16 protein-coding genes are annotated in these 23,577 nt (G+C 35.3%); 1 reads left to right on the top strand and 15 read right to left on the bottom strand.

The window, feature by feature from the left end:
* Positions 1–66: 66 nt before the first annotated feature.
* The 4 genes from AC5YGD_RS00500 to AC5YGD_RS00485 form a co-directional block, all read right to left on the bottom strand.
* Positions 67–2,115 carry a serine hydrolase gene (locus AC5YGD_RS00500; RefSeq protein ID WP_496141614.1) on the bottom strand — a complete coding sequence of 683 codons (2,049 nt, stop codon included), beginning with the start codon at positions 2,113–2,115 and terminating at the stop codon, positions 67–69.
* Positions 2,116–2,308: 193 nt separating this feature from the next.
* Positions 2,309–3,640: a hypothetical protein gene (locus tag AC5YGD_RS00495; RefSeq protein WP_496141613.1), complete on the bottom strand. Its 1,332-nt coding sequence runs from the start codon at positions 3,638–3,640 to the stop codon at positions 2,309–2,311.
* Positions 3,641–3,813: 173 nt separating this feature from the next.
* Positions 3,814–6,789 carry an alginate lyase family protein gene (locus AC5YGD_RS00490; RefSeq protein WP_496141612.1) on the bottom strand — a complete coding sequence of 992 codons (2,976 nt, stop codon included), beginning with the start codon at positions 6,787–6,789 and terminating at the stop codon, positions 3,814–3,816.
* 79 nt (positions 6,790–6,868) lie between these two features.
* A complete protein-coding gene (locus AC5YGD_RS00485; protein ID WP_496141611.1) occupies positions 6,869–7,051 on the bottom strand; it encodes a hypothetical protein in 183 nt (60 codons plus the stop codon).
* Positions 7,052–7,094: 43 nt separating this feature from the next.
* Between AC5YGD_RS00485 and AC5YGD_RS00480 the strand changes: the two genes are divergently transcribed.
* On the top strand, positions 7,095–8,678 hold the full coding sequence (locus tag AC5YGD_RS00480; protein WP_496141610.1) for a GDSL-type esterase/lipase family protein: 1,584 nt from the start codon (positions 7,095–7,097) through the stop codon (positions 8,676–8,678).
* A gap of 1 nt (position 8,679) precedes the next feature.
* Here AC5YGD_RS00480 and AC5YGD_RS00475 read toward each other — a convergent pair whose 3' ends face one another.
* The 11 genes from AC5YGD_RS00475 to AC5YGD_RS00425 all read right to left on the bottom strand — a co-directional run bounded on the left by AC5YGD_RS00475 (position 8,680) and on the right by AC5YGD_RS00425 (position 23,552).
* Entirely contained in the window at positions 8,680–9,681 is a 1,002-nt protein-coding gene (locus tag AC5YGD_RS00475; RefSeq protein ID WP_271558556.1) for a hypothetical protein, read from the bottom strand.
* A gap of 23 nt (positions 9,682–9,704) precedes the next feature.
* The gene (locus AC5YGD_RS00470) at positions 9,705–11,762 is read right to left on the bottom strand and encodes a hypothetical protein (RefSeq protein WP_496141609.1); all 2,058 of its coding nucleotides are present in this window, start codon (positions 11,760–11,762) and stop codon (positions 9,705–9,707) included.
* 19 nt (positions 11,763–11,781) lie between these two features.
* Positions 11,782–12,003, bottom strand: coding sequence for a hypothetical protein (locus AC5YGD_RS00465; RefSeq protein WP_496141608.1), 222 nt, complete (start codon positions 12,001–12,003; stop codon positions 11,782–11,784).
* A 169-nt stretch (positions 12,004–12,172) separates the two neighbouring features.
* The gene (locus AC5YGD_RS00460; protein WP_496141607.1) at positions 12,173–13,627 is read right to left on the bottom strand and encodes a heparin lyase I family protein; all 1,455 of its coding nucleotides are present in this window, start codon (positions 13,625–13,627) and stop codon (positions 12,173–12,175) included.
* Positions 13,628–13,829: 202 nt separating this feature from the next.
* The gene (locus AC5YGD_RS00455) at positions 13,830–14,342 is read right to left on the bottom strand and encodes a hypothetical protein (protein ID WP_496140863.1); all 513 of its coding nucleotides are present in this window, start codon (positions 14,340–14,342) and stop codon (positions 13,830–13,832) included.
* Positions 14,343–14,470: 128 nt separating this feature from the next.
* On the bottom strand, positions 14,471–16,153 hold the full coding sequence (locus tag AC5YGD_RS00450; RefSeq protein WP_496141606.1) for a hypothetical protein: 1,683 nt from the start codon (positions 16,151–16,153) through the stop codon (positions 14,471–14,473).
* Positions 16,154–16,223: 70 nt separating this feature from the next.
* Positions 16,224–16,985, bottom strand: a complete 762-nt coding sequence (locus AC5YGD_RS00445) for a hypothetical protein (protein ID WP_496141605.1) — start codon at positions 16,983–16,985, stop codon at positions 16,224–16,226.
* Between the two features lie 138 nt (positions 16,986–17,123).
* Positions 17,124–17,630: a cytochrome b/b6 domain-containing protein gene (locus AC5YGD_RS00440; protein WP_496141604.1), complete on the bottom strand. Its 507-nt coding sequence runs from the start codon at positions 17,628–17,630 to the stop codon at positions 17,124–17,126.
* A gap of 408 nt (positions 17,631–18,038) precedes the next feature.
* Positions 18,039–20,339, bottom strand: coding sequence for a hypothetical protein (locus AC5YGD_RS00435; protein ID WP_496141603.1), 2,301 nt, complete (start codon positions 20,337–20,339; stop codon positions 18,039–18,041).
* Positions 20,340–20,586: 247 nt separating this feature from the next.
* Positions 20,587–21,810, bottom strand: coding sequence for a polysaccharide lyase family protein (locus AC5YGD_RS00430; RefSeq protein WP_496141602.1), 1,224 nt, complete (start codon positions 21,808–21,810; stop codon positions 20,587–20,589).
* 89 nt (positions 21,811–21,899) lie between these two features.
* Positions 21,900–23,552 carry a serine hydrolase family protein gene (locus AC5YGD_RS00425; protein WP_496141601.1) on the bottom strand — a complete coding sequence of 551 codons (1,653 nt, stop codon included), beginning with the start codon at positions 23,550–23,552 and terminating at the stop codon, positions 21,900–21,902.
* Positions 23,553–23,577 lie beyond the last annotated feature (25 nt).

Below are 23,577 nucleotides of genomic sequence, written 5' to 3'. Positions count from 1 at the left end.
GAAACCAAAGTCCAAACTTCGTTTCATCTGTGAGGGGAGCTTACTTCTGAGATAGTATTACAGACTCTACTCTACTTTTGTTGTTTCTTTTTTGACAATAATATCGTCTATACAAAGTTCGGATTTAGAGGTGACAGCAAACATTACCGCTCCTTTTTTCAACCTATCATCTTCGGTACTTGCAACTTCTTTCCCATTGACGATATAAGAGATATTATTCCCTGAGGCGATTAGTTGAATGTCTGTCCATTTATCTCTTATGGGGGCTTTTGAGCCGTCAGCTATCTTCTTATTTATTCTATCAGCACCTTTAACATATTTTAAGTAAGTATTACCCGTCACACTATTAATAACTGACCTGTACTCACCTTGACGACTGCTATTTTTTCTTATGTGTGTTTCTAATTCACCCCCTTTGCCAGTAGCGAATTTCATCCTGTATGACAAAGAGTAATCACGCCAATTTTCACTTCCTAAATTAAATCCAGCGTAATCATCGGTAGTAACCTTTTTATTGCAATACATTGTATTACCATCACTATCCTTTTTAACATACCACTGGTCGTCTCTATCATCAGCTAGAAGGTCGCGCCCAGCTAAATTTTCAAAGTTTTCACTGAGCAATATTGATCCATCTGCTGAACTCCCAAAGAAAATTTTGTCATAGTATTCATCCCAGTACTCTTTTGCTTTTCTATCAGACTCTCGTCTAGCTTCATTATGCAGAATTAACTCTTGAAGATCCATCAAAGGAGCGGCAGACTTCGCTGTTGTTAATCTTGAACTTGGCTTACCATTTTTAATTCTTTCATATGAAATTTTTTCCCAATCATAACCAAATGCTGTACCTGGGAACTTCATATTATCAAAAACTGCTTGTGTGACTATAATTCTTCCTCTTTCGAAATCAATTAATATAGTTTGACCACCAGCTCCATCCATACCCATGACTGGTCTATTTTCCATTCCTTTATAGCCAGTATGAAAAAAACCACCATAACTACCTGGCATGCCAACTCTTCCAGTATTTCCCTGTGCACCATTTTTTGATATTCTTCTTTCATGAATAGTTTTTAGATATTGTCCAACACAAGTATCGTTTTGCCAGTCATCCAGCATGGCTCTTGCTATCCTTAGGAAGTCATATCGGGTAGTAAAAAATTGATGCCCTAAGGATTTTTCATGTTTATCTGCGCCTGGCGTTTTATTCAGCCAGACTGCATTTTTAATTCCTACTTTTTTCTGAAAAACATCATCAAATAGGTGCTTAAGACCTTCTTCGCCATATGTATAGAGGAGATAGGATAATACGAGATTTGTATTTAAATTTGTATAGTGATATTGATGGTTAGATTTTTTTGAACCTTTAAACTCGGTTGCCATTCTTCTTTGAATAGATTCAATACTTTCATCATTTTGACTATATTCTTTGTCACCCGACGCCATATTCAAAAGGTTAATTAATTTTTGATTATCATAAAGTGTGTTTTTAAGTACTGGCCAATCTAATCTAGAATCGACATTCTTAATTTTCCCTTCACATATCGCATGACCCGCTAAATAAGAAGTGATACTTTTACCCATTGACATGGAGTGATACATTGATGTGTCTGAGAACTTGTCACCAAATCTGTCCTTGGGGGTTATTTCATCGACTACAATCTTGCCATCTTCAAATAATAGATAACTCAACAATGGCGTTGTCTGCATTTGTTTTTTAATGTATTTATCTTCTCGAAGATCAAATTGAAAGTTGAATTGGTTTGATGCTTGGACCGAATAGAACCTTTCGCCTGAAAGCGGTCTGTAGTGTAATTTTCTATAAAGAGACCATTTTAAGCTATCAAAATTTGGTCTCTCAGTTTCAAATATGTAGCCGTTACCACCATAAATATTGATTCCATTGGAGCTTTCATTGCTAGATGACTTTGAAGCTGAAGATGAAGAATTGGTTGATGAAGAGGCATCATTATTGCTGCTACCGCCACAATTGAATACAAAATAAGTGCCATCCGCAGAAATACTCTTAACTGGCTCACTGCCATCAGGACAAGACCCTGCGAAACTTTGAGCTGAGAAGAAGGATAGAATTAAGAGAAGGAATAGTTTTTTCATACTAGGATTGTATATCAACTTGGACTAAAGTCCAAATTTCGTTTCATCTGTGAGGGAGGGTGTATATATCTATCTACGATGTCGAGAGGGGCTCCCCCCCATAGCCTTCAAAGTCTGAATATATATGCAAGGTATAGTAGATTAGTTCATGGTACCAATAATCTTTTGTGGACACTGATACTTATTTAGAGCCTTATTTCGATGGTTTCAAATGACCATCCCAAACTACCTCACCTGAACGACCATAAAGTTCACAGGTTCCAACAATATTATTTTCTTCCTGCCATTTTGTGCATTCATTTAGTGCGTGTTCTTTGGTACTCCCAATGCCACTCTCACAGCGCCCATCCTCACCGGCAACAACAAACATATAGCCTTTAGAATTAAATTCGTTTTTGTTTATGTCCAAGTAACCATTCCAATTATTATTAATCAAGCCTCGACAAACTTCATCAAGTTTAGTGTTGTAATTAACTGATTCAATTTCCTCTTCATCAGAATTTAAAAATTGATTTTTGACATCAGCTTTTGTCATAGAAGTATTAAATCTATAAGTACCATTGTGTTTTTCAATCTTGAACCAATTATCTTTAAGGTATTGAATTTTAGGGTCGTTATCTTGAAATTCTTCTACTCTAGCACAGTTATGAAAAAGGCTACCATTAAGAATTCTTGATTCATCTAGCCAGCCTTCTTCTATTTTTAACCTTAAAGCACCTAATCCTTTTTCAGCAACCCCAGGGTCTTCTAGTTTGAATCCATGACGTGATGCATTTTGTACTACCGAATGAAAGATACTTTGAACGTAGTCCTGTTGTGAATTATCAAAAATAGAAACGGAGTGTTTTGCAAAATATTCTGCAGCAGCTTCTATAACCCAAAGGTCATTTGGACCGCTACAATTATTTCTCAAATCATTTTGTAGAGAATGATAAATTTCATGAAAAAACAAACTGAGTAATTCTTTATTGTTATCTTTTCTTTGCTCTGGGCTAACAGACATCATAACAAATCTTACATCTCTACAGAGAGGGTCCTGGAGTCCACTGTATAAGCCATTTTTCAAAACCCATTCAATATTATTTAATAAATCATTTTTCCCTCTTGCATCAATACAGCTTTTATTTGCTAGAAATTTTTTGACTGTTTGAAGTGTTTTCTTTATTTGAGAGTCATCAATAATTCTTTCATGTGAGACGTGAACTGAGCCTAAGAAATCCATCTCATCATTTTGTGTGACAGATAAAAAATCACCAACAGGATAGATTAGTACAAGATTTTTTGTGATGGTATTTGTCATTTTTGAAGAGGCATAATCTGCCTTATCTGTAAAATAACTATCCTCAAAATCTGTTAAATTAATAATTTGAAAGTCGATTTTATTTGAACTTCCTCCACATTCAAATACAAAATAAGTACCGTCCGCAGATAAACTTTTGACTGGCTCACTGCCATCAGGACAGCCTGCTGCGAAACCTTGAATTGAGAAAAAGGATAATGTTAGAAGTAGAAGTAGTTTTTTCATGGAGGCTATTATAGACTAGTGAAATTAAAGTCCAAATTTCGTTTCATCTGTGATGGAGGTATTATATGTATGTAGCCGATAGTGACAGGGGGTCCCCCGTACCGTTCAAAGTCAGTATATATATGCGAGGGATAGTATCTAAATATTGTCGAACAGATGTGGAAATTAACAAGTCATAGCTCAACATTTGTTTGAAGATAATCTAATATAGAGTCCGTGCCGCCTAGGACTGCTTGGAATAAATCAAAAGACTCCTTATCGTTTGCTTCTTTGAAATAATCATATATACATTGTTGACTCTTAGCAATCTTAACATCAGTGGTTTGACTGATAAAACTTAGCCATCCCCATTCCATTACTTTCGGCCCACATTTCTTTTGAAGAGAGTCACTATGGCGTTTTAAAGGTTCGACTGTCCGGTCATCCACATGAATTACTAGCTCTTGGTTGCCAGCATACTTATAGACTAGGGTTATGAAATCGAACTTTTTATTGCTATTACTTCTTGTGTTTAAGCTTCCTTGAATAACAGCCTTATGAAGTTGATAGGGCTTAAGGTATTCTTCTGAACGTTCTAATTTAAAAGGCCAAGTTTCAATAAAATCTACCTTATCTAGTGTTAAGTTGAATGTCTTATCGTTGATTTTAAAAATCGATAATTCTGATGCGGTTTCAATTTCTTTGGCCTCTTCTTTTATTAGCACTTCAGAACTTTTTCCTGTTTGCAAGTAACTTAATATAGAATTTGTCCCACCCAAGACAGCTTGAAATAGCTCAAACGCCTCTTCATCGTTTGCTTCTTTGAAATAATCATAATGACACTGTTGGTTTTTGGCATTCTTAATATCACTGGTTTCACTGATAAAACTTAGCCAATCGTACTGGTTCATTAAGCCCATGCCACATTTTTTCTGAAGAGAGTCACGGTGCCTCTTAAATGGATTCATTTCAGTAGGTGTTAAATCACCTACGTTGATTGATAGTCTATTTGATTTATAGGCAGCTTGTTGAAATACAAGAGTCTTGAGATCAATTTGCTTACTACTCAGAGTTAGGCTGCCATTTATCTCAGCCTTATGGAGTTCAGAATTATTATTCTTTTTTTGTTTTTGAGAGGGCTCTATTTCAGAAAAATCTACATTATCTAAAGTAAGGCTGAACGCGCCATCTTTAATTTCAAAGATGGATAGTTCAGTCGCTAGTTTTGCTATCTCTGCAATCTTTTCAGCTTGTATTTTCTCAACATTGGCCTTAAGGAGCGCTTTGTTATTTGCCTTTTGTTTCTCAAGTTTTTCCATGCTAATAATTTCAATTTTCCACCAGTCATTGTCCATATGAATACCGGTTATTTGACCGCTATTTATATCTCCCTTGAGATTAGTATAACGGTTGTAGTCGCTATCGTTACTATCCGGCCCATTAAATGAGCTACCCGCATGTAAATAATTACTAATCATAAATATCTGACCATTAGTATTGTAGGAGATGTATAAGTTTTTTCTAAACTCTTTTGATGGGTGAGCGCTGCCACTTAATCTGTTATGAAAACTTTTAGCACTTTCAAATTTACCCACACATTGATCCAGGATGAGCCTATCTGAGCCACTTAATTCCCAGGTTTTAAATTCATTTTTGAAAAACCACTTGGCTTCATAAATACCATTTAGCTTGCTTTCACCACTAAGCTCACTCACTTTGCATTCGGCAAGCTCTTTTTCTTCAGCAGCAATCATCTTCGAAATGTTTTGGTTCGCCGCCTCATAGACTGCTAATCCGCTAATCGGTGTAAAAACTGAGATGAAATGCGGCCAATCGAAGCTAGGTTGAGGCCTTTCTCCAAAATTTCTTTTCCCCCACGGAGTCCCCCAGCTCTTGGTGTAATCAATACTGCTCATTAAATCAGGGCGGTATCTAATCACGTAGCCCTTCGATTGGGCGGCTAAAACCTCAGGATAAATCATTTCAATCCGCCATTTTTCAGCCAGTGATAACTTATCAAACTCATAAGCATCTTTACCTACATAATACCTCGCTGCAAATGCGTATTTGTTGAGCTTTTCAGGATGATAAATAAAATCAAAAAAAGCTCCATAAACTTCATGTATCCTCTTTCCGTGAGGAAGCTGATGCTCATAGAAGTCATAGCCAATCGACTCATATGCGACAGCAAGAAGAGTTAAAACCTCTGGAAGCTGTCTTGAATAACTCAGTGCCAAGGCACCTTTTCTAGCCCATGCAGGAAAGATACCGTCTTTATCAATTGATGCTAGGTTGATTTCAATGTGTCTATTACCGGCAGTAAAAAGTCTCTGATTGTTAGTTCTAAGTCCTAGATAGACAGCACCTAGACCCATGCGCCACCTGTTACTTCCACAATAATTTGTGTCTCCTTTATAGTTATCTTCTACGAGTTCAAATGATTGGGAGTTTTGGAGGTCGCAGCGTCCGTAACCTGGGGGTGGGTCTATGTCATGGTTAATTAGCCAGTCACTCAAATAATTATCTACTGACTGACGCTGTTCTGGCGTGAAATCAAAGTCGTCGTAATAAAGAGCATAGAACGAAGAAAAATCTCCAATGGCCATTAACGCTGAATAAGATTGTTGTCCAAATTCACTTGTTGTGCGCCTTCCAGACCTGTAGATAACGGGCTTTGTTTTTGCCCAGGCTAGTAGAATTCTCTCATACACTTTGATTCCCTCTTTGCGGTCACGAAAGTGGTGATGCGAGAACACTGTCATACACCTTATAAAACGACTAGGCATTTGTAGTTCAGGATTAATCAAGCTTAGATCAAATTCTGAAATTCCACGCTCACAATCGTCAATATATCCAGACATATCCCATACATGCGTTTTATTCGTTATTAAGCCTTCATTAACTGGGCCTTTGAAACGCTCATGAAAACGATAAAGTTCTTCCGGGTCTTTGAAGAGTTGCCAGTTTTCAGGCACCTTTAAATCACGTAAGGGGGATTTAGCAAATTCATGCACTGGAAATGAATTATAAATATCATTCTTACATAGGAATTTAAAGAATGTTCCATCTTCAGAAAGACTTTTATCTGGCTCACTGCCATCAGGACACGACCCCGCAAAACTTTGGAATGAGAAGAAGGATAGGATTAAAAGTGGGAGTAGTTTTTTCATACTAAGAGTGTATATCAATTTGAACTACTTAAAGTCCAAACTTCGTTTCATCTGTGAGGGAGGGTATCTAAATAGATAATTACTTTCTACACACCGTTTCATAAATAGTTGCATAATTTGCTGATGCTGTTGAATAAAACATCGCTTTTTCATAATTATTTTGTTTCCACTCTATATCAGCCTGATGAAGAAAAGTTCCAATTGCTCCATAAATTTCTTGACAAGATTCTTGCGAATAAGGCTCTATTTTTTCACTATCCAAAGCAATGTATAATTATTTAAAAATTTAAAATTAGGCTAATCTTATGCACTATTTATTAACTATTCTACTCACAATATTAACTACTCAAGTAGCCTCTCAAGAATCTTTAATGAAGGTTTTTAATTCAGTAGACCCGTCGTATTCTCAAGAACTTTATGGAATTCATGATCCATCACGGTTCATAGACAATCAAGATGGTCAAATATTGGTTAATACTGGTAAAGAAAATGCTGAAGGTTATAACTGCGGCCTTGAAACTTGGCGTCGAGATAGTGCAAACGATAATTGGAAGCCTGATTTATGTCTAGTTCAAGAAAAACCCGAATGGATTAACGAAGAAATGCCAGAACAGGGTGGTGCTTATTGGGCTCCAGACTTTACGCCAAATGGCCATATTGTTTATAGTGTAACTCCTGGGTTTGATGAGCCAGGCTCCTGCGTTGGCCTTTTAAAGAAATTTGAGAGTACCTGGAAAGATATTGGCCAACCGATTACTTGCTCGTATTCCACTGACCCTGAAATTGGCGCTATAGATCCAAGTGTTTTCAAGGCTTTTGATGGGCGAATTTTCCTTGTTACCGGGGGTGGCTTAATACACATGAGTGAACTAGATCCTAATACCTATGAGTCAACCTCCGGAGACTGGTTTGAGCCTGGACATGATGACTGGTTTGAGATTGCAAGAGGCCCAATGGGTGACAATAACGAATGGGGAGATGCTGATCCAGGGTGGATAGAGGCAGCCTATATTTATCCAAAAAATGAATTCTATTATTTATTTGTTAATTGGGGTGCTTGTTGTTCAGGTATTGAGTCCACCTATAATATAAGAGTTGGAAGGTCAATTTCACCAACTGGTCCCTACCTAGATAAAGAAGGAGTTAATATGATGGATGGAGGCGGCTCTTTACTTTTAGGGTCTCAAGGTAATGAAATTGGCCCTGGACATGCTGGGATTTGGAGTGATAAAAATGGCCAAGACTATATCTCTTATCACTATTATGATAAAAATTTGGATGGTAAATCTTGGGCAGGTGAGCAAGAGTTAAGTTGGATTTCTGGGTGGCCAAGTGTTATAAGCTATCAAACTAGTAAAGATGAAATTAAGAATGAAGTAATTGTTATGTTGGGAGATTCTATTTCTGAAGGAGTTGATTGGAATGAACTAATGGACAAAACTTCAATAATAAATAAAGGAGTAGGTGGTGATACCATAAATGGTTTTGTAGATAGGATAGATGATGTTATAAATCTGAATCCAAGTAAAGTATTCATTATGGGAGGAATAAACGATCTCATTGAAGAGATTGATATTCAAATAATTTATACTAATTATATTTCCATAATTGAAGCATTAAGAGAACATAATATTGAAACGATTATTCAATCGACACTATATACTGCAAGATCAAGTGTTAACCAAGATGAAATTTATTTGAATGAAAATGTAAAACTATTAAATAGAAGGCTAGAGTCCTATGCATCTAGTAATAATATAGACTTTGTTGATCTCAATACAAAACTATCTAATAATGAAATACTTATAAATAAGTACACTACAGATGGATACCATTTAAATGCCAAAGGTTATAGCGTATGGAAAGGGCAGTTAAAGAGCTATATTTAAATTACCATGGCATTGCAACTGCATTATTTTGGGGTAATAAGTTGCATGTAGGAAAATTAGCTGGATGGTCTTCAAAAGTTTCTTTAACGCAGCTATTTTGAGGAACATCAAAATCACTATTAGGCATAAAAGATCTTTTTCCACTGCTTGAGCAAGAGTCAAGCATTTCTGTTCTTCCAGTCCATCTATATATTTCTGATTGAATCCATTTTTTTTGTGTCTGTATTAATTGAAGAAATTCGTACATATGACCATCATAATCCATACCATTTCCATGAAGGCCATGAAGGGCATATTTCCCACATTCTTTGAAAATTACTGGGCTGCCCGATGTATCAAAAAGCATTGGAGGGTTAAGATTGCCATCATGTTTTATTGTTTGTCTTGAACAAGCATTAGTTTTACCACCCCAAATCCTACCATTAAGTAAATGATTATCAAAGAATCTACCTTTATTCATTTGACTATCTCCAGGAACAGCAATATGAAGAGCTTTTGTATTTATCATAGGAAAATTATTCGCAATTGGAATTGGATTGATTTCAATATCTTTATTACATCTATTACAATTTCGATCAACGTGAGCAACTAAAATATCATAACCAGGAGGCTCACCAGTTGACCTTGCAGATATATCAAGTACCTTAGCAATAATAATTTTTTTATTAGGATAGTTTGCTCCATCAACAACGTACATATTTCCCTTATGCTGGCTCCAGTCTGTGTTCCTTATTTTTGCCGCCTCTTGTCCACATGATAAAGTCTCTCTTCTATTAGGTTCAAATCCTAATATATGTGCTGAACTAATAATAATGTCATCTTCTATAAATGTTACATTGGCGCCCCACATATCTTCACCCTGAGCCATTCTTGCTTGAAAGCTATAGGAATTTTGTGAGTCATAGGTGCCACAATTTTGCTTGCATTGCAAAACATTAGGGTCTGCATGAGAAGCGGAAATTAGACTTAATACTAGTATTATAAAAAGAAGTATTTGTTTCATATATATCAAAAAGATTTTCTTAATTAGTAAACATTAATTATATTAGGCTTGTATTCACCATTTGGTATTTTGGTAGGAAATATAAAATCATAATTATTCAATAATTCATATGCTAAGATATCCATTTTCTTAAGATCAAATCTATTGCAGATATTCCATTCATCATTTGGCGAACATTTGTCAGTGTAGGATAAATTAAGAGCATTAATATTGGCCATCAAAATCCAGTAAAAATATTCATGCGCTTGACATTCATAACTGCAACCCTTGTCATTATAGGTGTACCACGCACTTTTTGGGTATTTTGACGGAACTTCTACAAACTTACCACCCCGAGCTTTATCCATTGCTTCATGAAGCATAGATTCCTTATTGCCAAAATATTTTGGATAAACTTCATACCATCCTGCAGAAACAACGTGCCATACCTCTTCTAGATTTGTATCCCATTGACCAGTTTTTTGAATACCACCTATGGCCCACTGGTCTTCATCATAATACATACTTGCAGCCATTCCAATATTATCTTCACAATAGCTACCTCTTGCATTTTCCCAAAAATTTTCTCTATCACTAACACTCCAAACTGGCACAATATAGTTGTTATTTGAAAGATAAGATGCAACTCTAGGATCATCTGGCAGACTGTTCTCATCATTATCTAAATATTGTGCTAATACTCCAGCAGTATGCATGACTTTATTCATTGGTGCTCCAGGTGAGCCCACAACATAAACTCCATATACTTCGACAAATTTATCAAAGCTTCCTCTCATACATTCCCAGCTACTTAAGTCTTTTGATTCTTTACTCTTAAATATATTATTAGTTGGTTTAGCCTCATCATTATTTGAGTACTTATCCAACAGAACTTTGCCATCTTTCGCATATGGCATACATTTTCCGATTATATTATTCTCTTCTTTCCATTTAGTACAATCTATAAAGGCATCATTTTCATTAATACCTACTCCATATTCACATCTGCCATCCTCACCTTCTACTATAAATAAATACCCTCTAGAATTAAACTCACTTTTATTTAGCTCTAAATAATCTTTCCAAAACCCTTTGATTTGACGATTACATGTTCCTTCAATATTTAAGTTGATTTCTTGATTGAGGCTATTATTTTCATTAATATTTAAGTTAATTTCTTGATTGAGGTTTATATTTTGATTACAGTTGTAATCTTCAATTTTATTAGTCAAATCTTGATTATTAGTCTTTCCATTTGTTGGAAAAATTGAGAGAAGACTTTTTAAATCAGGTGGGCTTAAGATTTTTTCAACATAGCATTTATACATTCTATGTCCAAGTGGAAGCTTTTCAGAAATTTCTTTACGATTACCAATTCTAAACTCATCATTTGGGATTCCTATGAAATCTCCCAAGCCCCATTCAACAGCAATTAACCAATATGCAAACTCTGTTGTAATAGCCTTATTAAAACCATCCTCATCGCCTCTATCAAGAATCTCTTTATAGCCTGAAACATTAAAAATTCCTTTATCAATAGCTTCTTGTGTAGCGAGGTTAATCATGGAAGAGGGGTTTCTCCAATCCCAATCTGAGTATTGAATTGAAAAAGCTACATTAGTTATAGTATGGAGTAAGTGTTCAATGACTTCAGTTATTTGCTCTGATTTTATATTTTCTCGCCTGTATTCCCAAATATAGTCAGTAATATTCTCTCTGAAAGGTCCATTCTCAACAATCCTTGATTGAGGTAAGTTATTAAAACTAGTATTAAATTTTTTTTCATAATAATCTGTTCCTTCTAGGCCAATTCTTTGATAAACATAGTTATTTTTAGTAATTTTTAAATATTCAGCCCTCATTTCTGGATCTATTTGACTGTTAGTTTTTAACATTAGTAGATACGTTTTTGCTACATTTTTTAGAAACTTATTAGAAACTTCATCTAGTGAATAAAGTCTTAAATTCTGCACATCAATGTATCTTACAAAAGGGTCAGACTGTTGATCTTCATAAATATTTAGATTTGATTCATCAGCTCCTATAGAAGATATACCCATGAGGCTAGAAACTAATAAAAATTTTAAGAGTAATTTTTTCATATAAATTTTTAAAGATACTTCAATGCATCATCACTTTAATTTCTTTTACGATTATACCTTTACCTTTATTTATCTTATTAGTATCAATAGCAGAATATCCAAGGTGTAAATAATTTGCTGGTGGCTTTTTCTCTGCAAAAGATGCATTACCAGGTCTGACAGCAACCCCTTTTTCTAGATGATTTACTAAAGGGAACAAGTGGGAAGTTTGAACTCCATAGCCCCACTCTGTAGGCTTCATAGATGCTTAGTAAGGTCTTTGCTTAACTAAAGAATAAAGTCTTTAACAGATACCACTTATAGCACTCAAAAGTGGGTGAGTAGGAGTAGTTTCTTCATACTAGGATTGTATATCAATTTGAACTAAAGTCCAAATTTCGTTTCATCTGTGAGGGAGGGTTGTTTTTAACTTACTCTTTTTGTCTCAAATTAATAATTATTTCAAAATAATCATCAAACTTTCCTTTTATTTGGAGTTCGTCTATTGTTCCTTTAAAGTCTACAGGCATTGGGCTGCCCTTACCATTAAGAGCATTGACATTAAATATGGCACTAATGCCTCCCTCTTTATCTATTTTTCCCTCAAAAGTATCGTAATATGAAGGTGAACTTGTTTTGAGAAGTCGGGATTTTTTTGCAACACTAATCTTTCCATCTGATATTTCTAATATACCACTACCAATCTTCATCGATCCCTCAGATGGATTATAACGGCTCAACGTGAATGAATAAGAACCATCAAAAGTGTCTGAAGCCTCTATTGTCGTAAATAGATTAGCGGATTTAACGAGTGGACATATGACAGGATTGTAAAAGTCGTTAATTGATGTAGCTGACTCAAAACTTGCATTTGAAATTTTACAGATAGATCTTGAATGCAATTCTTTATCATCGGAATTATGTAAATACAATGTGTATTCATTAATATTTTGAGAAATGAGATTGTTACATGTATTTATATCTAGTAATTTTTGACAGTTTTTTTCTACTTTCACGCCGTCATAGAAAGCTATTCTTTGGGGCATTTTTTTTGTATTAAAAGTCTTTTTATAGTTAGACATATATGAAGAATATAAACCATACCTTAAACTTAATTCTCTACCTTCTATTGAATTTATATTGGCTCTGCCTTTAACGTCTACTTTTAATTTTCCATCAATCCAAACTTTCATAAATCCTTTTTCAGGGTCTGGGTGCCAGTTTGTATTAAAAATAATTTCAGTCCAATTGCCTAATAAATCCTCATTTGGTTTTAAGACAATATAGGAATCTGGAAACGTTTCGCCATTTCTATTAAATGTTAATCCCGCATGCATGTGCTGAAACTGAACTAAAACCTTAGATGGCTCAAGTCTCTTCCATTGAATTAACGACAATTTTGCCGGAGCTACTGAATTGTAATCTTTGGGTAAATAAAGATAAAATCTATACCATTTTTCTGTTTTCCAATATTCAGTTCCATATGTTAATTCAGCTCTTTCTCTATCATTAGGACAGTCATTCCACCTTGGCTCCTGTCCACATTCTCCATCATTTGACTCAAATCTTATAGAGGTTTTTCCAATTATAGAAAAATCACTTACTGAAACTGGATTGATAGCATGTGGTGCATTCAGAGGACTAAATTCTTCTACTTGAAGGATTCCATCGCCATCCATAGATTTCATAATTTCAGTAAGTGATTTTTTAGAAGCAGCGGCTGAGTTACTTGTCTTGGTAGAAGTATTATTACCACCACAGTTATATACAAAATAAGTTCCATCAGCGGAGATACTCTTTATTGGCTCAGTGCCATCTGGACACGATCCAGCAAAACTATTTATTGAGAAAATTGATAAAACTAAAATCAGAAGTAGTTTCTTCATAAAAGGTTTAAGTTTTAAATGGAATTAAATTAAGGATACCATTTCTCAATTTAAATAATAATATATATGTCAACCTGGACTAAAGTCCAAATTTAGTTTCATCTGTGAGGGAGGGATTATTAATGTGTAACTAAGTTCATTGACCTCATTCGACCATTACATCTCAAACCTTACATAAGGTTTTGAATTGCCATTACCAATTCTAACTTTGGATTATTTGGTGGTGAGCATTTACCGTAGCTTTGAATGCCAAGAGCGTAAACAGGCAAGACACAGCAGATAGCGCAACTCGGACCCAATGTAAGTTGTACCAGAATTCAAGATTTACACGAGCCTCTTCTGGTGTAAATGATTGCGCAACAAACCCATTATTCATTGGTATAAAGTAGACAGCAGATAGGCCAAGCCCGATCAAAGTTAGAACAAGCGCACAAAGCCAATAATTTCGAGCGAGTATAGTTTTCCGTGTGATCCAGATAGCAACAATTATTGCAAGTAAGCTAGGTAAAAACGTTAATGGCAGAGTCATCAAAAGCAAATCAAATTTACCTGCGAAGTCATTCATGAATGCAACTGGCTCTAAGGTTAACCAGAAAGCCGCATGTACCACCCCCATATTGATTAAGTTACCCAGATAAGCACCTGATGTGATAATGGCAATCGCATAGATTGAGAAGCTTAGAACATTTAAATCCACATGTTTTGATCGAGCCATATTAGTCTCTCCTAAAAAAATATGATTATATGTTAACTTAAATTAAAGTCCAAATTTCGTTTGATGTGTGAGGGAGGTCTATGAATATTAACAAAAAGATTTAGCAGTTAATAATTCATCTTGAAACATTATTTTTGTAAGTAATCTAATATAGAATCCGTGCCACTCAAGACATCTTTGAACAGATCTAAAGCCTGCTTATCGTTTGATTTTTGGAAATAATCATAATGGCAGTTTTGGTTCCTATCTTTCTTAATATCGTTGGACTCACTGGTAACAAAACTTAGCCAATCTTTCTTTTTTCCAGTTATCAAACCAAGTCCACATTTCATCATAAGACCACCCATATTTCTATTTAATGGTTTCATTTTAGAGTCACCTGTATAGACTTTTAGAATTTGCCCTTCTATCTGATATTGAGTGCCATCAACGATATGTATTTCTTTGTCATCTGAAATTCGCTCAGCCTGCTCTAATTTGGCTTTCTCCACTGTCGCTTCAGGGTTTTTAGCTAATTCTAATGCTCCCTCAGGAGTGCAATTTGGATTGAATCCAATCAAATCATCTATACCATCTTTAGCATGGTACTTTCTTTTCTGAAGATATACAGCATCGTGCTCTAGTTCTACACCAGTAATAACCTTCATTAGTGTATCTAGTGCAAATGCCGAATGATGTGTATGCATTCTAGTACTATCCTTACTTGAAATCTTATTTTGCTGAGTGCCACTATACTTTCTGCTTGTAAACTGATCCCAATCAGTAATTGCCAAGTTTGTTACTTCTGATGCTTTAACTAATTTTTTTTGTAGTTTTTCCGGAACCTCTGCACCCCATAGATCTGCAATATATACATAACCAAGGGCAATATCTAATCCATAAGAGTGGTACCATCGTGACCTAGCCCCTCTAAATGAATTATTGTTGATGTAGCCATCTTCATAAAACAGTCTGCCCATTGCTGTGAATCTAAAGTTTATTTCTTTTGCGGCAAGTTTCTTATTATTTGTCCAAGATGCATAAACCAATACTGATGTACCACCATTAGCCATTTGATAAAAACCCTGCTCATTTTCTAGAGACTCAATTGGCTGTAGAAACTTCTTGTACATTTTTTTGATATACTGGTCTACAATTTTAAACTCTTGTTGGTTTAATTCATCTCTTAACCATAATGCATTAATCATGTAATTTGAAAATACACCTCTAGCAAATTCATATTCATGAAACCAACAGGGTGAGTTAACATCGCCACCGGCATAGCAACCAGGTTTCTTTTTTACTTCGATATAGCCAATACTGTCATACAAGGTATCTGCTTTCGCCAAATCTATTAAAAAGTTTTTAGCAGTTTTAATATTGGCTTTGTTGTCATTACCAATTGCGTTGTGAGTTGCTGACATAAGAACTTTAATTGGTTCTGTAATATCCTTATGGATAGGACTAATCGAGTTACTATTTGCCTCCCAATCAGCATGCCAATCGTAACCAATCAAGCCTTTAACTCGATTAATACTGCGAGAATCATTAAATGTTGGAGTGCCTTTCATTGCAGAACAAAATTCAATTTCTTTTGTATAAAAGTTGCCGGGAAAGTTAATGTCACTGGCTTTAACACTTCCTTCTTTTACGTTTGTAGACTTTGCACTTGAGGCTTCAGAAGAAGTTGCCGCTGAACCACCGCAGTTGAACACAAAATAAGTACCATCATCAGAAATACTCCTTACTGGCTCACTGCCATCAGGACACGAGCCAGCAAGACTTTGAGCTGAGAAGAAGGATAGAATTAAAAGTAGGAGTAGTTTTTTCATACTAGGATTAAAAGTCAACTTGAACTAAAGTCCAAACTTCGTTTGATGTGTGAAGGGTTATAGGATTAATTTAGAAAGAGATCCGATAGTCAATTTGATAAAGTATGTTTTTTAGATTTTTCGCTTTGTACCCCCATCTGAAACTTCGGAAACTATCGCCCTCACAATCTAGATTTTGTGACTTTGCAGAAACCCCTAAACCCTTAAAGAGCCCTGAATTAGAAAATACTCCAACATTAGGATTTAAACCCCAGCACGTAATACTTGTTTCTGGACCTCCTACGCCATATGTTCCCGTATGATTTGGGTTGCCATAAGTCACTCCACCTATTTCGAATTGAGGATAATTTGTGTCTGTCATCTTTCCATCAAAATAGGATACGTTTAATCCAGCATAGGGAGTTAAGTTAAACCAAGAATTGAACCTATAACTTGGGCCCAAGTTAAGAGTAATTCCTTTCATTATAGATGGAGGCGAAGGATCAACAACATAGCCTCCAACCACAAAAGTCGCACTTATCGGTGTTACTTTCATGCGGCTATGCGTAATACCGGCGTTTAGATATAAATTATCTTTAACTTTTCTATAATAATCCAAGCTAACCGCATAATCTTCTGCTCTTAAACTGTCATCAGTCAGTTTTACTGTTTTGACATTTTTGACGAGATCGCCATATATCAAAGTATGCAAGCCACTAACCTCTCCCATTGAGCCGCTTGAAGAAACTGTAATACCTAATGAAAGTTCATTGACGTTTTGATCAGTATCTTCTTTAGCATTTGTGCTCAAAGTAAATACTGAGCACAATAAGAGTAGGAGTAGTTTCTTCATACTATGATTGTATATCAATTTGATCTAAAGTCCAAATTTCGTTTGATGTGTGAGGGAGGCTTGGATTAGTGTTTAATACACATTTTAATTAAAAGAAGTTCAGAAATGACCTTCATTAATTGAGTAGTTTTTCTCAGTCTATTCCTTCCAAAACGGAACCATTGAGGACCAAACTCCGTCTTTTTTTAAGCGATGATAAGTTGCAGCGACAATATGGAATCCAATAAGCCAATAGATAATTGATACTGCAAATTCATGAATACCAATTACTAAATTAATCAAAAACCCATCCTTTAAATCTAACCAAAATAACCAGCCAATTATTAATCCAGAAAATGGAATCAATGCAAGGCATATATACATTCCATAATGAACAATTTTAGCTGCTAACTTTTGAGATTTAGGTGTGTCATCTGGTATTGATGATTGTTGGGTGGTTTTCATATAAACAAAACGAATAATGAGTAATAATAAAAATGCTAAAGCAAATATTACTTCGAACATTAATAGATTATCGTCTTCTAATTGATTAATACTGTCTATTTGCTTTAGTAAACCATAAAGAAATAATATTACAAAACCCCAATGCAGGAGTTTTGCAAAAGAACTAAAATTTTTATTAATACTGTCTGTTTTTAGATTCATTAGTTAAAAAGTATTTAAAAATGAATTCGATATTATATTTAAAACTTCGTTTGATGTGTGAGGGAGGTATTATTAATACTTAGCCGAGCTCAATGAGCCTCCCCCCGTACCCTCAAAGTCAGTATATATATGCGAGGGATAGTAGATTTTTCTACCTATATGGAATATATAGAATATTATTCTAGTTAAATCAATGACTTACATATAGATAGATGTTAATTAGTTATTATATAATTAATTAGGTAGCAGTTTCTTTTGAGTATATGTCAGAGTATATAATTTTAGATTGTAAATATTAAATGCTTTATTAATAGGGTTTAAATGGGCAAGTTCAATTCCCCTCCATCTCAACCAAAAAAACCCACTTTTGTGGGTTTTTTAAGTTTTAAAACAATAGATAACTAACTACTATATTTTTTTACCTTTGGATACTTTAACCTTGATCGCTGTGCCATCTCTATCAAGTGTTGGCTTAACTGGCATGGCAGCTATCTTTCCAGCATTGTAAGTGATTGTTGGATCTGAGGTAGTTTTATCAACGGTCAGCCCAGAACCACCGACACTTAGCCTTTTCATAGTCAACATTACATCAGTCCCTTTTACAACGTACTCGGTGGTTCCGTCTGTTAGTATTGCACCATCTTTTAGGTTTATTTCTGGCTCCCAATCATGATCATTAGAATCAGAGGAAGAATTATTAAAAAACCATGGAATATTCAAGTGATTTCCATCATAATCCATTTGATACAACATATTATCTCTTTGCGTGTCTCGCCCTGACAGTGCGTAGTTTCTATCATTGGTTGGCACATGCTTGTAACTTATTCTGATTGGCTGATCAAAGGCTACCAATTCACCAGCAGCATTTTTTACAGAAATAAACTTATTCCACTCATTGTCACCCATATTCCATGAGTAGAATGTATCTGCACCATATGATTCACCATTTGTGGCTGCAACTAGGCCCCAAACTTGAACACCCCCTGAATATCTAGAATCAGATAAGTCCAATGTGCTTTTGTTTGGTGCTATGATTTCAGTAGAACCATTTTTTAGTGTGTAATTGGTAGTATCAAACGTTAGAGCTGGACTTTTGCAATTCTCTGGACTATTTCCCCAGCAATTGTAATGGTTATCCTGCTGAGTCTCTAATGCATTAGCGTTAGCAACAGAAAAGTTTGGAACCCACTCCTTAGTGTATAGAGTAGAAGGAACAGAAGTATCCCCTGGCTTCACTGTACTCTCAACATAATATTGAATAGCAGTACTATCAGAAAGTGAGACGCCTCCATTGATATAGCGACCAATTTCTAAGAAAGTACTCAGAGATTCAACCCAGCCACCATCCCACTCATCAGTATTACCAGTGTTAAGGGTGACATAGTTGCCTACAGTAAATGGAGTTAGCACCCAATTACCATCAGAATCATTCCCCATTGTTCCGACTTGTTGGAAGATACTCGAAGCACTGTTCCATTTAATTACTTTGTCTTTTTGTGTGTTGTTATCCCACATATAGAGAGGCAACCCTGCAATATCTGCCAATGTTTTAGATACTTTAACATGTTTTACAAGTTTTCCATTTTTGGCAACAACTGTATAGGTAACAGGATTGGATCCTTCAGAGGTTATTTGAGCGCCGTTGACAATTAGATTCTGACTTTCAGCCCAAATTCCCCAATTTCCAGCGTAGCCAAATTTACCATCTGCAGTTTTAAATGGCATGCCAGCATTAAGACTTAATTTAGCCCCTGTTTCTTTATTGAACACAGCATAGTCGAATGCAGTTTGTTTTAAATCACTGAATTGTTTTGAAAATTCGAATGACGATGAATCACTGTCGAGGAAATCTATGAAGTAATCATCATTAAAAGTTACGTATAAACTATCCGTATCAACTCCATCATTTAGCAATACCCTCATATTTCCAGCTGATAGGTCTTTGTTTGCAATAACGTGAATTGAGTTTGAACCTGAAACAGTAGCAGTTTTGCTAACAGGACTAGTACCAGAATCAATGAACTCCATCTCAGCTAAGCCATCTGCATTTTCAATGGTTTTAATACCCATTTTAAATAATTGCAAATCACCAAGAGACCCCCCAAAACCAGCAGTACCCTCAACATCAAATGTAAAGACGCCCCAAGGTAATGTTGTTTCATTTGCCCCTTTACTGACTTCAATATGGCCTTTTATAAGTATATCAAATGCCCCATTTGGGCCTTCATCTTCGTGCATAGTCATCCAGAAATCAATATTCATTGGGCTAGCTAAATCAGTTCTAGTCACATTGACTGTCATAGGGGTTAATTTTTCAACTTTGGTGGAACTTTTTTTATCGCCACCTGCTGCTTTATTATCATCTCCTCCAGGAGGAGTTATAAGTGCTTTATAAGGCCCATCGTTTACAAAATCTTTGTACCCAGAATCATCAATAATTTTTAGCACATCATTAATCATGTTTAGTGCGTCCATATCACTATCTAACCAGGTATCAGTGAAGTGTGTAGCGTAGTCTGTACCAGTATCACTAAATGCAGCTAAAGAAGCGAAGCTTGCAGCTGATGATTCTGAGGCTCTAGCAACTTCTATATTGGAAGGTAAAGAAAAAGCACTGGTGACGACTGAAGGAGGCGAGTTTGAACTGCTATCACACCCAAATAAAACTAAAGAACTTAATGTAATTATTAATATATTTTTAAAATTCATATCTTACCTTTAATGTAGCATAAAAAATTAAAACTCAATTTTACACTCAATAGAAACAAAGAATAAAAAAGACTGAAGAGAATAGGAGTGAGAGTAGTTTCTTCATACTATGATTGTATAGCAACTTGGACTAAAGTCCAAACTTCGTTTCATCTGTGAGGGAGGTATTATATGTATGTAGCCGTTAGTGACAGGGGGTCCCCGTACCCTTCAAAGTCTGTATAAATATGCGAGGGATAGTGATTATTTATCTCATATCAAAAAAAACTTCATGAGTATGGTACAACCCGCTTAGCTTTTCAGTCTTTATGTTTCCACCGAACATGACTAATTTTTCTTCAAGACCACAACCGACACACATCGAAAAAGTGAAACTAGCTACTATATCTCCATTTTTATCTATTTTCCCTTTAAAGTTATTAAAGAAAGTCGGAGACATTTGACCCAATTTGTTATAACCACCCCTTGAGGTTTTCCCAACAGTGACTATGCCATCATTTATTAGGAGTGAACCATATCCATCTCCCTGAATAGTTCCATCGCCTAGGGTTTTATTAAACACAAACCAATAACTACCATCAAAAGTATTTGAAGTTTCCACTGAGGCTAATGCTTCTTCAATTATCTTTGTTGTTTCTATTGATTTTAAATCAATTGATGCTTCCATTTTTAGCTTATCATCATAACCACCAACTCCAATAGTTGCTTTTATATCCTTGAATAAGAATGAATGGTTAGGCTCACCATTTTTGGTAAAACCACAGCACACATATGCACCAAACATATAATTAACTCCTTTTGGTGATTCATATGATGTCTTACCTTTAATATCCGCTATGATTTTTCCATTATGAATAATTCTTAAATAGCCATCATCTTTAGTTGTTTGATTTGTTTGTACAATAAATTTATTCCAGCCATCAGTCATTGTGCTTAAGATATAACCTGGAATATTATTGCACGTTCCACATTCATATATATTCCAATTAGAGTCTGCATATATATTTTTAGATTTAGGGTCATACCAAATGTGATGAGTTGGGCCTCCACCAAAATTTATTCGTGTTGGTGTCCAAACTGGATAGAGTTCAAATAGAGTAATTCCAATCCCATCGAACCCAAGTCCATCGTCTTTACTAATATCTTTAAATTCAAATGAAAATTCTAAAGACTCATCAGTTGGGAAAGCCCTCTTATCTAAAAGTTGAGAACGAAAAACTTCTCCAGGACGAGTCTTATCAGTTTTTGAAGAACAATCATCTAAATGCCCTCCATCACCTCCTGCATTCGTTACACACCCTGTTGTAATCAAATCAAATTGAATAAGACCATCTCCAAGTGGAGTAATTACCTTACTAATATAGTTAGTAGATTGGGCTTTGTATGAAACGCCTTCCCAATAAAAATTCTCTTGGACTTGAGCGTGAGAATTTAATGCCAGTAAAAACAATATAATTAGTAATTTCTTCATACTAGGATTGTATATCAACTTGGACTAAAGTCCAAACTTCGTTTGATGTGTGAGGGAGGGATTATATAACTATTAACATATTCAGCGACTTAGTCACTACAAAGGTCAACATACTGTTTAGCATTCCATTTGCAAATTAGAGGCTTTTCTGCTGAACCGTCAGCCGAGCCTCCAGATGAAATTCTTTGAGGCGTGTATCCAAGTTTTTCATCCATCGCTTCATAATAATCGTCCCAGTATTCTTTTGCATTTTTCTCAGTCTCTATTGTGGCATTTCTTTCCTTAATAATTTGCTGTGAATCAACAATAGGCTCTGGAGGTGATTTGGCTTTTGAACTTGGTTTGCCATTTTTTATTCTTTCATATGATATTTTTTTAAAATCAAAACCTCCTGGTTGAGGAAACTTCATATTGTCATGAATAGCTTGAGTGGCGATAATTCTTCCTCTTTCAAAGTCTATTAATATAGTTTGCCCTCCAAGTCCATCCATACCCATGACTGGTCTATTTCCCATTCCTTTATAGCCAGTGTGAAAAAACCCTCCGTAACTCAGAGGTAAGCCAACTCTGCCTTCAGTGCCTTGGATGCCATTTTTTGGTATTCTTCTTTCATGAATGGTTTTTAAATATTTCCCAGCGCATGTATCATTTTGCCAGTCATCTAGCATGGCCTTTGCTATTCTTAAGTAGTCATATCGGGTTGCGTGAAATTGAGGCCATAAACTTATGTCATCTTTTTTTGCACGTTCATTTTTAAGAAAGAAAACATCACCTTCAATTCTTGCTTTTTTCTGAAAAACATCATCTAGTAACTGCTGAAATTTATCATCGCCTATCTTATAAATAATATAGGCTCCTACAAGACCTGGATTGAAATTATTATACGTATATATAGCACTGGATTTTTTTGACCCTTTTAGTTCACTTTCCATAATGTCTTGGACAGTAGGGCTAGTGACGGCTCGGTTTGAATTCGAAAACCTATTAGACCCATTCATATATTCTTGAGCGCCTGATGCCATATTCAACACATCAATTAATGTTTGATTATGATAAAGCGTATTTTGAAGTACCGGCCAGTCGTTTAATCTAGAGTCTACGCTGTCAATATATCCTTTACATATTGCATGACCCGTAACATAAGAAATAAGAGACTTAGCAACTGATTGTGAATGGAGTTTCGATGAGTCTGTGAACATGTCACCAAATCTATTCTTAGGCGTTATTTCATCGATTACAATTTCTCCATCTTCATATAATATATAGCTCAACAATGCAGTTTTTTGCATTTGATTTTTTATGTATTTATCTTCTCGTAGGTTGGAATTAAATTTGTAGGGATTGTTTGAAGGTTCAACCAGGTGCGAATATTTCGGTTGTATATCTTCACAATGGAGTTCTTTATTATCTGAACCGCAGAATGGATATATATTATTAGAATATAAATATCTATAAAGATAAAATTTTAAGGTTTCATCATTTGGGTTGGCAGATTCTGGTATTTCAGATATTCCACCAAACCTATCAATTCCTTTAGAGTTATTTTTACTGGATGAGGTAGAGGCTGAAGATGAAGAATTAGTTGATGATGATGTATCGTTGCCACTGCCCGCACAATTGAATACAAAATAAGTGCCATCATCAGAAATACTTTTAATTGGCTCACTGCCATCAGTACACGACCCCGCAAAACCTTGGGCTGAGAAAAAGGATAGCAATAAGAGTAGTAGTAGTTTCTTCATACTAGGATTGTATATCAACTTGAAC

It is taken from the genome of Candidatus Pseudothioglobus sp. uisw_070, from assembly GCF_059512545.2.
Note: the sequence above shows the minus strand (reverse complement) of the source record. Positions and strands in the feature narration are given on the sequence as shown.

Coding starts and splice junctions, on each gene's coding strand:
- AC5YGD_RS00500 (WP_496141614.1), bottom strand. CDS start 2,115: ATGAAAAAACTATTCCTTCTCTTAATTCTATCCTTCTTCTCAGCTCAA.
- AC5YGD_RS00495 (WP_496141613.1), bottom strand. CDS start 3,640: ATGAAAAAACTACTTCTACTTCTAACATTATCCTTTTTCTCAATTCAA.
- AC5YGD_RS00490 (WP_496141612.1), bottom strand. CDS start 6,789: ATGAAAAAACTACTCCCACTTTTAATCCTATCCTTCTTCTCATTCCAA.
- AC5YGD_RS00480 (WP_496141610.1), top strand. CDS start 7,095: ATGCACTATTTATTAACTATTCTACTCACAATATTAACTACTCAAGTA.
- AC5YGD_RS00475 (WP_271558556.1), bottom strand. CDS start 9,681: ATGAAACAAATACTTCTTTTTATAATACTAGTATTAAGTCTAATTTCC.
- AC5YGD_RS00470 (WP_496141609.1), bottom strand. CDS start 11,762: ATGAAAAAATTACTCTTAAAATTTTTATTAGTTTCTAGCCTCATGGGT.
- AC5YGD_RS00465 (WP_496141608.1), bottom strand. CDS start 12,003: ATGAAGCCTACAGAGTGGGGCTATGGAGTTCAAACTTCCCACTTGTTC.
- AC5YGD_RS00460 (WP_496141607.1), bottom strand. CDS start 13,627: ATGAAGAAACTACTTCTGATTTTAGTTTTATCAATTTTCTCAATAAAT.
- AC5YGD_RS00455 (WP_496140863.1), bottom strand. CDS start 14,342: ATGGCTCGATCAAAACATGTGGATTTAAATGTTCTAAGCTTCTCAATC.
- AC5YGD_RS00450 (WP_496141606.1), bottom strand. CDS start 16,153: ATGAAAAAACTACTCCTACTTTTAATTCTATCCTTCTTCTCAGCTCAA.
- AC5YGD_RS00445 (WP_496141605.1), bottom strand. CDS start 16,985: ATGAAGAAACTACTCCTACTCTTATTGTGCTCAGTATTTACTTTGAGC.
- AC5YGD_RS00440 (WP_496141604.1), bottom strand. CDS start 17,630: ATGAATCTAAAAACAGACAGTATTAATAAAAATTTTAGTTCTTTTGCA.
- AC5YGD_RS00435 (WP_496141603.1), bottom strand. CDS start 20,339: ATGAATTTTAAAAATATATTAATAATTACATTAAGTTCTTTAGTTTTA.
- AC5YGD_RS00430 (WP_496141602.1), bottom strand. CDS start 21,810: ATGAAGAAATTACTAATTATATTGTTTTTACTGGCATTAAATTCTCAC.
- AC5YGD_RS00425 (WP_496141601.1), bottom strand. CDS start 23,552: ATGAAGAAACTACTACTACTCTTATTGCTATCCTTTTTCTCAGCCCAA.